Here is a 14,580-nt window from a genome sequence, read left to right as displayed (position 1 = left end):
CTCTCTAGGTAGTATGACGCCCCATGGTCTTGAAGACCTGTTGGGTAAGTAGTGTCATTTTTACCAATTTGACATTATGCATCATGGGTATGCTTAAAAGGCAGCCTGTAATATTTTTTGCAATAGGAAATGGGTCCACAAATGCAAGAAGTTGCTGACGCATTGCGTCTTGACACTGAACTTTCCGCTGATAGTGCAGCGTATATTGAAGAACTTTACGAGCAGTACCTGACTTCCCCAACCTCCGTCGCTGAGGACTGGCGCCAATATTTCGATAAATATCCAAAGGGTGACCAACCACACAGCGCTGTGCGTGAGCAATTCCTATTACTAGGACGTAATGCTAATCGTGTTCAACCTGTTGTACAAAGTACTGTAAGTACTGAACATGAGCGTCGTCAAATTGGCGTTTTACAACTCATTGCTGCTTATCGCAATCGCGGACATCAAAAAGCTAAGTTAGATCCGTTAGGTCTTGCTAAGCGTGAAGATATTCCTGATTTAGATCTTTCAGCACACGGTTTAACCAAATCAGATTTAGACACAGTATTCAACACAGGCAATCTTGAGATCGGTAAAAGCGAAGCAACGCTTGCTGAGATGATTGAAGCAATGGAAGCAATCTATTGTGGTTCGATCGGTGTTGAATATATGCATATCGTGGACACAAAAGAGAAACGTTGGATTCAACAGCGTCTTGAAAGTGCCCGTGGTAAATTCAATTTCTCAAATGAACAAAAGAAAGGCTTCTTAGAGCGTTTAACCGCTGCTGAAGGCTTAGAAAAATATCTCGGTAATAAATACGTCGGCGCTAAACGTTTTGGTGTTGAAGGCGGCGAATCTTTTATTCCTATGGTAAATGAGATTATCCAGCGTGCTGGTGCCGTAGGTTGTAAAGAAGTTGTTATCGGTATGCCACACCGTGGTCGTTTGAACCTTCTTGTTAATATTATGGGTAAAAACCCTGCGGACTTATTTGGTGAGTTCGAAGGTAAAGCACTTCATAAGAAAGGTTCTGGTGACGTTAAATACCACCAAGGTTTCTCAAGTAATGTAATGACTCCAGGTGGTGAAGTTCACTTGGCATTGGCATTTAACCCATCTCACTTAGAAATCGTTGGTCCTGTAGTCGAAGGTTCTGTACGTGCGCGTCAAGTACGTCGTAAAGACATCGGCGGTGATGACGTATTACCAGTTATTGTTCATGGTGATGCTGCATTTGCAGGTCAGGGCGTGAACATGGAAACCTTCCAGATGTCACAAACTCGTGGCTATACGGTTGGTGGTACAGTTCATATTATTGTGAACAACCAAGTTGGTTTCACAACTTCTGATCCACGTGATGCGCGTTCGACAGAATACTGTACAGACGTTGCTAAAATGATTCAGGCTCCTATCTTCCATGTAAATGGTGATGATCCTGAAGCTGTTATCTTTGCTACTCAATTAGCACATGATTTCCGTCACGAATTCCGTAAAGATGTAGTCATCGATTTGTTCTGTTACCGTCGTCGTGGTCATAACGAAGCAGATGAGCCATCTGGTACACAACCATTGATGTATCAAGTGATTGCTAAGAAAGCAACTACTCGTACACTTTATGCTGATCAATTGGTACAAGAGAAAGTGCTTGACCGTGCTGAAGCTGACCAAATGGTTGAAGATTATCGTGCTGATTTAGAAGCGGGTAATCATGTAGCGAATGCTTTGATTCTTGAGCCGAACACTAAAATGTTTGTAGATTGGACTCCATATTTGGGCCATGAATATACAGACGATTGGGATACTTCATTTGACATAAACCGCCTTAAAGAGTTAGGCGAGGGCATGAGCAAGCTTCCTGAAGGGTTTGTAATGCAACGTCAGGTTCAAAAAGTAATTGAAGACCGCGTGAAAATGCAAACTGGTGAAACTCCATTGAACTGGGGTGCAGCAGAAACTTTAGCTTATGCAACTTTATTAGATGAAGACTATCTAGTTCGTATTACTGGTGAAGACGTGGGTCGTGGTACCTTCTCACACCGCCATGCGAAATTGCATAACCAAGTTGATGGTTCAACTTACATTCCTCTTTGCCATGTGAAAGAGAACCAACCGCGTTTTGCGATTTATGACTCTCTTTTATCAGAAGAAGCAGTTCTTGCATTCGAATATGGTTACGCAACTACGATTCCTAAGAGCTTAATTATTTGGGAAGCACAATTTGGTGACTTCGTAAACTGTGCTCAGGTTGTGATTGACCAGTTTATTGCTTCTGGTGAGACTAAATGGGAACGTGTTTGTGGTTTAACAATGTTGTTGCCGCATGGTTTCGAAGGTCAAGGTCCAGAGCACTCTTCAGCTCGTTTAGAACGTTTCTTACAGTTATGTGCTGAAGACAACATGCAAGTGATCACTCCAACGACACCTGCACAGATTTTCCATGCATTACGTCGTCAGGCTGTACGCCCAATTCGTAAGCCATTAATCGTAATGTCACCGAAATCTTTACTTCGTCATAAACTTGCGACTTCTACTTTAGAAGAGCTAGCACATGGTTCATTCCAGACTGTAATTGACGAAATTGATCAAATTAACAAGTCAGATGTAACTCGTCTTGTACTTTGTGGTGGTAAGGTTTACTACGATTTACTTGAAAAACGTCGTGAACAAAACTTAACTAATGTTGCAATTGTACGTATTGAACAGTTGTATCCATACCCAGAGCAACGTCTTGCGGAAATCTTGGCTGCTTATCCAAATGTGAAAGAACTCGTTTGGGCGCAAGAAGAGCCGAAGAACCAAGGTGCTTGGTTGTTTATCGCACCGCGTTTATATGACGATATCTTAAAATCTGGCAAACAAATCCGTATCAGTTTTGCAGGTCGTGAAGCTTCTGCTGCACCAGCTTGTGGCTCACCGTACTTGCATGCAAAACAACAAGCTCAGCTAATTAATGATGCATTGGCAATCGAAGCTGAACAATCAGGAGATTCTCAATAATGGCAACCGAAATTAAAGCACCGGTATTCCCAGAGTCTGTTGCAGATGGAACCATCGCAACTTGGCATAAAAAGGTGGGTGAACCTGTATCACGTGATGAAGTAATCTGTGATATTGAAACCGACAAAGTTGTTTTAGAAGTTGTTGCTCCTGCAGATGGTAGCTTGGTTGCAATCATTAAAGGTGAAGGCGATACAGTTCTTTCTGATGAAGTTATTGCTCAATTCGAAGCTGGTGCTGGCGCAGCGGCTGCTGCTCCTGCGGCAGTAGAACAAGCAGTTGCTCAGACTCAAGCTGGTGCTGCTCCTGTTGTTGAGCGTAATGAAACTGTATCTGATCAAGCTCCTGCAGTACGTAAAGCGTTAACTGAATCTGGTATTGCTGCTTCTGACGTACAAGGTACTGGTCGTGGTGGTCGTATCACTAAAGAAGATGTTGCAAACCATCAAGCTAAACCAGCTGCTAACGTTACTCCATTAAGCGTTGCTGTTGGCGAACGTATCGAAAAACGCGTTCCAATGACTCGTTTACGTAAACGTGTAGCTGAGCGTCTTCTTGCAGCTACTCAAGAAACAGCAATGTTAACTACATTTAACGAAGTTAACATGAAGCCAATCATGGAATTACGTAAGCAATATAAAGATGCTTTCGAAAAACGTCATGGTGCTCGTTTAGGCTTCATGTCATTCTTCGTTAAAGCAGCAACTGAAGCGCTAAAACGCTACCCAGCTGTAAATGCTTCAATTGATGGCGATGATATCGTTTATCACGGTTACTATGACATCGGTGTTGCAGTATCTTCTGATCGTGGTCTTGTTGTACCAGTATTACGTGATACTGACCGTATGAGCTATGCAGAAGTTGAAGCAGGTATTGCTGCTTACGCTGCTAAAGCACGTGATGGTAAATTATCTATCGAAGAAATGACTGGCGGTACTTTCACAATCACTAACGGTGGTACTTTCGGTTCATTACTTTCAACTCCAATTTTGAATCAGCCGCAAACTGGTATCTTGGGTATGCATAAAATCCAAGAACGTCCTATGGCGGTAAATGGTCAAGTTGAAATCTTGCCAATGATGTACTTAGCGCTTTCTTATGACCACCGTATGATCGATGGTAAAGAAGCTGTAGGTTTCTTAGTAGCAATCAAAGAATTGTTAGAAGAACCAGCTAAACTCATTCTTGATCTTTAATTTCTTCGAATAAATACCTACCAGGGTAGAGTAATCCTCTATCCTGGTTTATGGAGATAAAAATGTCTCAACAATTTGATCTTGTTGTCATTGGCGGTGGTCCTGGTGGTTATGAAGCTGCGATTCGCGCTGCTCAACTAGGCTTCAAAGTCGCTTGTATTGAAAAACGTATTCACAACGGTAAGCCTTCTTTAGGTGGTACTTGCTTAAACGTAGGTTGTATCCCTTCTAAAGCTTTGCTTGATTCTTCTCATCGTTATGAAGATACAGTGCATCATTTAGCTGATCACGGTATTACAACTGGTGAAGTGAATTTCGATCTTGCAAAACTTCTTGCTCGTAAAGACAAAATTGTTGACCAATTAACTGGCGGTATTGATCAATTGCTTAAAGGCAACGGTATCGAGTGGTTAAAAGGTACAGGTAAATTACTTGCTGGTAAAAAAGTTGAGTTTGTTCCACATGAAGGTGAAACTCAAATTTTAGAACCTAAATACGTAATTCTTGCGTCTGGTTCTGTGCCTGTAAATATTCCTGTAGCTCCTGTAGATCAAGATATTATTGTTGATTCAACTGGTGCATTAAACTTCCCTGAAGTACCTAAGCGTTTAGGTGTAATTGGTGCAGGTGTAATCGGTTTAGAACTTGGTTCAGTATGGCGTCGTCTTGGTGCAGAAGTTGTTGTATTTGAAGCAATGGATGCATTCTTGCCAATGGCTGATAAAGCACTTTCTAAGGAATATCAAAAAATCTTGACTAAACAAGGTTTAGATATCCGCATTGGTGCAAAAGTATCTGGTACTGAAGTAAACGGTCGTGAAGTGACTGTTAAATACACTCAAGGTGGCGAAGATAAAGAACAAACGTTTGATAAGTTAATCGTTTGTGTGGGCCGTAAAGCTTATGCTGAAGGTTTATTAGCTGAAGATTCAGGTATTAAATTAACTGAACGTGGTTTAGTTGAAGTAAATGATCACTGTGCAACTTCTGTAGAAGGTGTATATGCCATTGGTGACTTAGTACGCGGTCCAATGCTTGCTCATAAAGCAATGGAAGAGGGCGTAATGGCTGTTGAACGTATTCATGGTCATGCAGCTCAAGTAAACTATGACACAATCATTTCTGTTATCTATACACACCCTGAAGCGGCGTGGGTTGGTTTAACTGAAGAGCAAGCTAAAGAAAAAGGTCATGAAGTAAAAACTGGTCAATTCGGTTTTGCTGTAAATGGTCGTGCTTTAGCTGCTGGTGAAGGTGCAGGTTTTGTTAAGTTTGTTGCTGATGCAAAAACTGACCGTTTATTAGGTATGCATGTGATTGGGCCTGCGGCATCTGATATCGTTCACCAAGGTATGATCGCACTTGAATTTGTATCTTCTGTTGAAGATCTTCAGTTGATGACTTTTGGTCACCCAACATTCTCTGAAGTTGTTCATGAAGCTGCACTTGCTGTAGATGGTCGTGCAATTCACGCGATTCAACGTAAGCGTAAATAAAATAAAGAGCGGTCCTCCGCTCTTTTTCACATTCGATGGTGTGATTAAAAAATCATCAAGTTGATAGACGTAGACAGCAATTTGCTTATACAACATGAGAATGTTGCGCAAATTGAAGACAACAAACAAAGTTAAGTAGGTAACTAAATGAACTTACATGAGTATCAAGCTAAAGCGTTATTGAAAGAATATGGTATGCCGGTACAAGAAGGTATCTTGGCAACCAATGCAGACGAAGCAGTTGCTGCATTTGAACAGCTTGGTGGTAAATTCGCTGTAATGAAGGCGCAAGTTCATGCTGGTGGTCGTGGTAAGGCTGGTGGCGTTAAAGTTGCAAAATCTAAAGAAGATGTTATCGAATTTGCAAACAATATCATTGGTACTCGTCTTGTAACGTATCAAACAGATGCAAATGGTCAACCAGTAAACAGCATCATTGTTGCTGAAGACGTATATCCAGTTGAGCGTGAGCTTTACTTGGGTGCGGTTGTAGACCGTTCTAGCCGTCGTATTACTTTCATGGCTTCTACAGAAGGTGGTGTAGAAATCGAGAAAGTTGCGGAAGAAACTCCAGAAAAAATTATCAAAGTTGAAGTTGATCCATTAGTTGGTTTACAACCATTCCAAGCACGTGAAGTTGCGTTTGCTTTAGGTTTGAAAGACAAGCAAATCGGTCAATTCGTGAAAATCATGACAGCTGCTTACCAAGCATTTGTTGAAAATGATTTCGCTTTATTTGAAATTAACCCACTTTCAGTTCGTGAAAATGGCGAAATTTTATGTGTAGACGCGAAAGTAGGTATCGACTCTAACGCGCTTTACCGTTTACCTAAAGTTGCTGCTTTACGTGACAAATCTCAAGAGAATGAGCGTGAGTTAAAAGCATCTGAATTTGATCTTAACTATGTTGCTTTAGAAGGTAACATCGGTTGTATGGTTAACGGTGCTGGTCTTGCAATGGCAACTATGGACATCATTAAACTTTATGGTGGTCAGCCTGCAAACTTCCTTGACGTTGGTGGCGGCGCAACTAAAGAGCGTGTAATCGAAGCGTTCAAAATCATTCTTGCTGATACGTCTGTACAAGGTGTTTTAATCAACATCTTCGGTGGTATCGTGCGTTGTGACATGATTGCTGAAGCAATTATTGCAGCGGTTCAAGAAGTAAATGTAACTGTTCCAGTTGTTGTTCGTTTAGAAGGTAACAACGCTGAGTTAGGTGCGAAATTACTTGATGAATCTGGTTTGAAATTAATTTCTGCGAACGGTTTGTCTGATGCCGCAGAAAAAGTTGTAGCTGCAGTTAAAGCGTAAGGGGAGTATCAATCATGAGCGTATTAATTAATAAAGACACTAAAGTATTGGTACAAGGTTTTACTGGTAAAAACGGTACTTTCCACTCTGCACAAGCTTTAGACTACGGTACAAAAGTTGTTGGTGGTGTTACTCCAGGTAAAGGTGGTACAACTCACCTTGACTTACCAGTATTCAACACAATGAAAGAAGCTGTACGTGAAACAAATGCAGATGCATCTGTAATCTATGTACCAGCTCCATTCGTTTTAGACTCAATCGTTGAAGCGGTTGATTCAGGTGTTGGCCTAATCGTTGTGATCACTGAAGGTGTTCCAACAATCGACATGCTTAAAGCAAAACGTTATTTAGAAACTAACGGTAACGGTACTCGTTTAGTTGGTCCTAACTGCCCAGGCGTGATCACTCCGGGTGAATGTAAGATCGGTATTATGCCTGGTCACATCCACCAACCAGGTCGTATTGGTATCATCTCACGTTCAGGTACATTGACTTATGAAGCTGTTGCTCAAACAACTAAGCTTGGTTTAGGTCAGTCTACTTGTATCGGTATCGGTGGTGACCCGATCCCAGGTATGAACCAAATTGAAGCTCTTCAATTGTTCCAAGACGATCCAGATACTGATGCAATCATCATGATCGGTGAGATCGGTGGTACAGCGGAAGAAGAAGCTGCTGAATTCATCAAATCTAACGTGACTAAACCTGTAGTAGGTTACATCGCTGGTGTAACTGCGCCTAAAGGTAAGCGTATGGGTCACGCTGGTGCGATCATTTCTGGTGGTCAAGGTACTGCTGAAGAGAAATTCGCTGCATTTGAAAAAGCAGGTATGGCTTACACTCGTAGCCCAGCTGAGCTTGGTTCAACTATGTTGCAAGTATTAAAAGAGAAAGGTTTAGCTTAATTGCTTCCTTGAATCTTTAAAAAATACCGCATCTGAAAAATGATGCGGTATTTTTTTGTATTATTGAAAAGTTAAATAAAATTGATATAAGGAATAATTTGGTTAAAAAAGACAAAAAAAATACGCAATGATTGGGGTGATCACTGCGTAGAACAACGAATCTGTTAAAAACAGTTTCGGCTTAAGGAGAAATGTCGTGAGGTTCATATCAACCTACTCAAGTTATATTAGTGACGCATTCTTATTTGTTCATTAAGGTTCACGTTAATTAGTGTTACTTCACGTTAAAAGGGTAAAAGCGTGTGAATCATAATAAATATATAGAAATTCTAAAAAATTAAATTGTTGAATCTAAAAATAATTATAAAAAAAGCCCCGCAGGGCTTTTTTGATTTATATCTCTAATATAAAAAATTAGAACTTAAATAAGCCTAAGCCATCTTTAACTTCGTCCAAAGTCTGCTGGGTAATGATTCGACATTTATCAGTACCTTGGCGTAAAACATCCATAATGTAGTCAGGATCTTTAGCAAGTTCTTCTCGACGTTCACGTATAGGTGTAATTAATTCTTTTAGTACACCTTCAAGACGTTTTTTAACTGTACCATCACCAAGACCACCACGGCGGTAGTGTGCTTTTAGCTCTTCAACTTCTTCTTTATTTGGATCAAATGCATCTAAATAAGTAAATACAATGTTTCCTTCAACTTGACCCGGATCTTCGATGCGAAGATGATTTGGATCGGTATACATCGCATTTACAGCTTTTTTGATGTCTTTGTCAGAAGCATTTAAAACAATGGTATTGCCTAATGACTTAGACATTTTCGCTTTACCATCAAAACCAGGTAAACGAGCCATATTAGAAAGCAATGCTTTACATTCAGGTAAAAGGTCTTGACCAATTTGACGGTTTACACGACGTACGATTTCGTTAGTTTGCTCAATCATTGGAATTTGATCTTCGCCTACTGGTACTACAGTCGCTTTAAAAGCCGTAATATCAGCTGCCTGTGCTACAGGGTAGCAAAGGAAACCAGCAGGAATATCACGTTCAAAACCACGCATTTGAATTTCAGATTTGATGGTTGGGTTACGTTCCAATCGAGCTACAGTTACAAAGTTAAGATATAACATTGTAAGCTCATTCAGTGCAGGCAAGCATGACTGTACACAAATTGTGGTTTTAGTTGGATCAATGCCTACCGCTAAATAGTCTAGAGCAACTTCTAAAATGTTACGGCGCACTTTATCTGGGTTATCGGCATTGTCTGTTAACGCTTGTGCATCTGCTAATAAGAGATGTTGATGATGGCTATCCTGTAGACCTACACGAGAACGCAAAGAACCGACAAAATGCCCGAGGTGAAGTTGTCCGGTTGGGCGGTCGCCTGTCAAAATAATTGGACGCTGATCAACATTACTCATTATTTATTCCACTATGGTATTGGCTTAATCAGGGATAATAAGCCCTGCAATATAAAAGATTGGCATTATTGTACGGGAAATAAAATTTTTTCGTCAGCAATTGGGTAAACTTTTCTTAAAATAATATTGTGAATTTATTCAGTAAAATTACAAAAATTGAAAAAAATCATCTTACAATAGTTTAATAAATACAAACCTGGATAAGAAATGGCAAGTGGCTTACTTTTACTACTAGATGATATTGCAACAATTTTAGATGACGTCGCCTTAATGAGCAAAATGGCAGCAAAAAAAACTGCTGGTGTTTTAGGTGATGATTTGGCTTTAAATGCACAACAGGTTACAGGTGTCCGTGCTGATCGCGAATTACCGATTGTGTGGAAAGTTGCTAAAGGCTCCTTTGTTAATAAGCTCATTTTAGTTCCTCTAGCTTTATTAATTAGCGTGATTGCTCCTTGGTTGATTAATCCTTTATTAATGCTTGGCGGGCTATTCTTATGTTATGAGGGTGTTGAAAAAGTTCTTCATACCATTACACATAAAAAAGCCTCAACCTCAGAAGAAGCACAAAAAGAGTTTGATAGTGAAGAGTTAGACTTGGCGACTTTTGAAAAAGATAAAGTGAAAGGAGCTATTCGTACAGACTTTATTTTGTCAGCTGAAATTGTGGTTATTTCTTTAGGTACTGTGGCAACTGCAACTTTAATGACTAAAGTTAGTGTCCTCAGCATTATTGCAGTTGTGATGACGATCGGCGTTTATGGTTTGGTCGGCATGATTGTTAAGATTGATGACTTGGGTCTATATTTAACAAAACAGGCTGCTTCTTTTAAACAAACTATTGGTCGAGGGCTGCTTGCATTTGCGCCACTTTTAATGAAGTTATTGTCTATCGTCGGCACTATTGCGATGTTTTTGGTAGGTGGAGGGATTATTAATCATACGATTCCTTTACTCCATCATGTCACTGAAAATACAGTTGACCATGTGGAAACTATACCTGCTGTAGGCAACATCATTGGTGCTTTAACCCCAACGCTTATTAACTTTGCAATAGGAATTGTTGCTGGTGCAATAGTATTGCTTGTTGTTAGCTTGATACAAAAAATGTGGCCAAAAGCTTCTAGTTAATCAGGCCATCTATAAAGAAGAGGGAAATTATGCGTTGGAGAGATCGTCGAGTCAGTACCAATGTTGAAGACCGTCGAGGCGGAGGCGGTGTTAGGGCAGGTGGTATTAGTATTATTGGTTTGGTTGTAGCATTTGTTGCATGGAAATTTTTTGGCGTTGACCCCCAACAAGCATATCAGGCAACGCAGCAGGTTACTGCTTCGCAACAATCAAATGCAACTGCACCCGAAAGTTTAACAGCCGAGCAAAAAGAAGCTTCTGATTTTGTTGGAACAGTATTAGCCGATACAGAGGATACGTGGACACCTATTTTTAAACAGTTAGGTAAAACTTATACGCCACCAAAATTAGTCTTGTTTAGTGGGATGATTCAGTCAGGCTGTGGTACAGCTCAGTCTGCAATGGGTCCCTTTTATTGCCCAGCAGATCAGAAGGTTTATATAGATACAGAATTCTTCAAAGATATGCGTGAGCAGATGGGAATATCTGGCGAACAAAATCAGACAGAATTATCGAGACAAGATCAGGCAGGGGACTTTGCCCAAGCTTATGTGGTTGCCCATGAAGTAGGACATCATGTTCAAACTTTGCTTGGTATCTCATCTCAAGTACAACAGGCTCGTGCACAAGTCAGTCAAAGAGAAGGTAATCAGTTATCTGTACGTCAAGAATTACAAGCTGACTGTTTAGCGGGTATCTGGGCCAATCATAATCAACAGCGTACTCAGTTTTTAGAGCAGGGGGACGTTGAGGAGGCAATGGATGCCGCGCAAAAAATTGGAGATGACTACTTACAAAAACGAGCAACAGGACAAGTCGTTCCGGATAGCTTTACTCATGGTAGTAGTGAACAGCGAATGCACTGGTTCCAAGTCGGTTTAAAAACCGGTGATATTAGCCAATGCGATACTTTTAATAATTCTATCTAAATCTATAAATAAGATGAGTTTACAAGGTGTTTAAGTAGACTCATCTTTTTAATCATCCCTTCCACATAATTAATGTTAAGAAATTTAACTAATTGATAGAATGATTAACGTAATTCGTTAAACTTGTATTCTAACTTTTTAATTGCTTGGGCACACATGAGGTGTCTATTTTCTCGTTCTGTTCAGTTCAGCTGTCTAGATTTTTTATTTGGTCATTGACCCAGAAGAAGGGTGTTCATGGGTAATTTTTTCTTATTACAAGCATTTACGGTTGTATTTGCCTTATCAATTGCGACCACCATATTTAATAAGCGTATTTTGGGCTTTCCTCAGGCTATCGGCGTACCTCTTGTTTCTGCGATTTTTGTCTTCATTTTGCAATGGGGAGCCAGTCTTTTAAATGGTAATCAATTCATTACTATCAATATTCATAATATTGAGGAAGCAGTACGTCATATCGATTTCTATGATTTTTTAATTAATGGTGTTATTTGCTTTATTCTGACGTCTTCAGCACTTAAATTTAAAATTTCAGATCTAAGAAGTTATTGGAAACAGATTAGTATTTTAGCCACTATTGCCTTGGTAATCTGCGCTGTATTGTTTGGTAGCTTACTTTACGGTTTCCAATTGTTAGTTGGGCATCATGTACCAATTTTGGTTCTTCTATTATTAGGTGCAGCATTAGGTGCAACAGACCCGATCGGTATTAAAGGTGTTTTAAGTTCAATTCGTGCTCCTCATCATCTCATTGTTAAATTAGAAGGAGAATCTTTATTTAACGATGCGATGTGTATTGCCTTATTTATGACATTACTGAATGTTTTACAGGGTGAACATTTTTCATTGGTTGCGACATTAGAAGCTTTGCTTTATGAAATTGTGGTAGCTGTTGGTATTGGGTGGGCATTTGGGATAGGTACCTTACGCTTATTGCGTGGTAAACACGAAATGGAATCCCTGATTTTAACAACTGCCTTACTTGCAAGCGGAGCATATTTGGTGGCTCTATTCGCCCATGCTTCCGCACCGATTGCCTGCGTAATTGGTGGTTTAATCGTCGGTAATAAATGGAAAGAAATTCGTGAAGAGCGTGAGATCAGAGAGGTTAACCATTTTTGGCATACAGTAGAAGGGATTATCAATTCATTCTTATTTACCTTAATTGGCCTTGAGTTATTTATTCTTGACTTAAACTTTAGCCTGATTTTAGGTGGAATAGTTGCTTTCTTTATTCTGCATATTTCTCGTTTTGCAGCAAACTTTATGTCTTTTGCTTTCTTCCCAACAATGCGTAAGACCAAAAGTTACAATGGTAGTTTAACTATTTTATCTTGGGGTGGTGTTCGAGGAGGGATTTCACTCGCTTTGATTTTGGCGGTCGCGAATATTCCGGCGCTGAGCCCTTATAGCAGTATTCTGATTGGATATACCTTTATCAGCGTATTGTTATCTGGTGTAGTGTGTGGACTTGGCCTTCCTGCGGTAATGAATGCGTTTTATTACAATCCTAATGAAGAAACGGAAGGGCTTAAAGGCTTTTATCAAAAGCTATGCCATAAAATGAATCGCCGTGGCTTTCAATATATAGTTGGAGAAGATGCATTAGGAAGAGAAACAATTACTATCTTTAACCCAGATGTTATTGTTGATCAAAAAACAGAAGACGGGATCGCAACCATGCATGATCCAAATAAGTTACAAGAAGTAAAACGTTTTGAAAGTCCCGATAATTTCTAAAGGTAAATAAAAAATAATTTTTATTTGAATATAAAAATGAGGCTTTAGTGTAATAGTAAAATATTATCTAAGGCCATTTTTTTATATATATCATTATTAATATATTTTATTTTGTTGAGATATTAAAACTTGTTATATGAAAATTTAAATTAAAATAATTTTTAATGAATGTTCAATATTGAAAAATTAATTTTCTTTTACATATAAAAAAGTTAATAAGCTATTTTGAATAGATTATAAGTAGAAAAATCAGATTTTTATTTATATAAAATTTGTATTAGTTAATTTTTTTTCTTTAAGGGCTTTAGTATTTATTTTTTTTATTTTAAAGTGATTAACGTAAAAATGATCACATTACTTAATGTTTTTTAAGTTGTAGATCAAAAAACATGAAAACATTAAGTAAAAAGAATTATACATAAAATCATTTAAATCAATAATATAAAGGAATGTAGATATGCCTGAGATACAAATTATTGCTAAGGATAATCATAAGACCTTGGTAACCACAGAGGGAACTTCTGCAAAACTTTCAGAAGCGTCAGTTGTATTGGTGAAAGTGGCTGCCAGTGATGTATTGGTAGTGAATAGGGAGGGTACCAATGCAGTCATACGTCTGAAAAATGGCGAGACCATTGTTATTGAAGGTTTCTTTAGCGGAACAGCCGAGCCTAAAGATAACAGTCTGGTTTTCCAAGATGAAAATGGACAGTTGATTTGGGCAAAATTCAAAGATGCTGAAAATGATGCAGATGCTGATAGTGACGCAGATGCAGATGCTGACAGTGATGTGGAACCACAAGCACTTTTAGGTGAGGATTTACCAGCAGCTCTACCAGCAGAAGCTCCACAAGAGTTGGTATCTGATGTTATTTACCAGCCTATTTCTTCAATTGAACCTTTACTTTATCATGATGCAGGCGTGAACCCATGGTTATGGGCTGCTATTCCACTAGTTGCGGGCGGTATTATCGCCGCAGCATCAAATCATGATAGTAATGATGATTCTTCAACACCAACAGATACTACACCACCAGCTACTCCTTCTGTACCGAGTGGTTATCTGGACAATGTTGGACCTGATCAAGGAATCAAGGGGTCAGGAAGCAGCACAGATGATACGACACCAGGTGTTGTGATTTCTGCACCGGGTGCAGGTGAGACTCCGACCTTGTATGTTGATGGTGAGAAGGTAGCTGCAAGCTATGATCCTGTAACCGGTACACTAACGCCTACCACTCCGCTGGCAGATGGTTCACATCAACTGACTTATACGCTGACTGATGCAGCAGGTAATGAAAGTGCACAGAGCCCAGCAATAACAGTTACTGTAGATACATTAGCACCGGCTACTCCTTCTGTACCGAGTGGTTATCTGGACAATGTTGGACCTGATCAAGGAATCAAGGGGTCAGGAAGCAGCACAGATGATACGACACCAGGTGTTGTGATTTCTGCA

The 14,580-nt window shown here is 39.6% G+C and carries 10 protein-coding genes; 9 read left to right on the top strand and 1 reads right to left on the bottom strand.

The features are described from left to right. Positions 1-141: 141 nt before the first annotated feature. From KNQ97_RS06855 to sucD, 5 genes are all read left to right on the top strand, one after another. Positions 142-2,982, top strand: a complete 2,841-nt coding sequence (locus KNQ97_RS06855; protein WP_253612004.1) for a 2-oxoglutarate dehydrogenase E1 component — start codon at positions 142-144, stop codon at positions 2,980-2,982. Beyond that, on the top strand, positions 2,982-4,178 hold the full coding sequence (gene odhB, locus KNQ97_RS06850) for a 2-oxoglutarate dehydrogenase complex dihydrolipoyllysine-residue succinyltransferase (RefSeq protein WP_000179879.1): 1,197 nt from the start codon (positions 2,982-2,984) through the stop codon (positions 4,176-4,178). Before KNQ97_RS06855 ends, odhB begins: the two co-directional genes overlap by 1 nt. 62 nt (positions 4,179-4,240) lie before the next feature. Beyond that, positions 4,241-5,674, top strand: coding sequence for a dihydrolipoyl dehydrogenase (gene lpdA, locus KNQ97_RS06845; RefSeq protein WP_000082613.1), 1,434 nt, complete (start codon positions 4,241-4,243; stop codon positions 5,672-5,674). Positions 5,675-5,821: 147 nt separating this feature from the next. Then, a complete protein-coding gene (gene sucC / locus KNQ97_RS06840) occupies positions 5,822-6,988 on the top strand; it encodes an ADP-forming succinate--CoA ligase subunit beta (RefSeq protein WP_001048573.1) in 1,167 nt (388 codons plus the stop codon). Positions 6,989-7,002: 14 nt separating this feature from the next. Further along, positions 7,003-7,893, top strand: a complete 891-nt coding sequence (gene sucD, locus KNQ97_RS06835; protein WP_000114637.1) for a succinate--CoA ligase subunit alpha — start codon at positions 7,003-7,005, stop codon at positions 7,891-7,893. Positions 7,894-8,307: 414 nt separating this feature from the next. Here the strand turns inward: sucD and trpS are convergent, their stop codons facing one another. Next, positions 8,308-9,321, bottom strand: a complete 1,014-nt coding sequence (gene trpS, locus KNQ97_RS06830) for a tryptophan--tRNA ligase (protein ID WP_000072941.1) — start codon at positions 9,319-9,321, stop codon at positions 8,308-8,310. A 207-nt stretch (positions 9,322-9,528) separates the two neighbouring features. Between trpS and KNQ97_RS06825 the strand changes: the two genes are divergently transcribed. The 4 genes from KNQ97_RS06825 to KNQ97_RS06810 all read left to right on the top strand — a co-directional run. Further along, the gene (locus tag KNQ97_RS06825) at positions 9,529-10,452 is read left to right on the top strand and encodes a DUF808 domain-containing protein (protein WP_000146247.1); all 924 of its coding nucleotides are present in this window, start codon (positions 9,529-9,531) and stop codon (positions 10,450-10,452) included. Between the two features lie 29 nt (positions 10,453-10,481). After that, positions 10,482-11,381 (top strand): neutral zinc metallopeptidase, encoded by a 900-nt coding sequence (locus KNQ97_RS06820; protein WP_001267655.1) that lies wholly within the window; start codon positions 10,482-10,484, stop codon positions 11,379-11,381. Between the two features lie 237 nt (positions 11,382-11,618). Then, on the top strand, positions 11,619-13,121 hold the full coding sequence (locus KNQ97_RS06815) for a sodium:proton antiporter (protein WP_000526259.1): 1,503 nt from the start codon (positions 11,619-11,621) through the stop codon (positions 13,119-13,121). A gap of 457 nt (positions 13,122-13,578) precedes the next feature. Next, positions 13,579-14,580, top strand: a 1,002-nt coding sequence (locus KNQ97_RS06810; protein WP_253612003.1) for a BapA prefix-like domain-containing protein, incomplete at its 3' end; no start/stop codon positions are given.

Origin of the sequence: Acinetobacter sp. UC24323 (genome assembly GCF_024151445.1) — a bacterium.
Taxonomy (GTDB): domain Bacteria; phylum Pseudomonadota; class Gammaproteobacteria; order Pseudomonadales; family Moraxellaceae; genus Acinetobacter; species Acinetobacter baumannii.
Note: the sequence above shows the minus strand (reverse complement) of the source record. Positions and strands in the feature narration are given on the sequence as shown.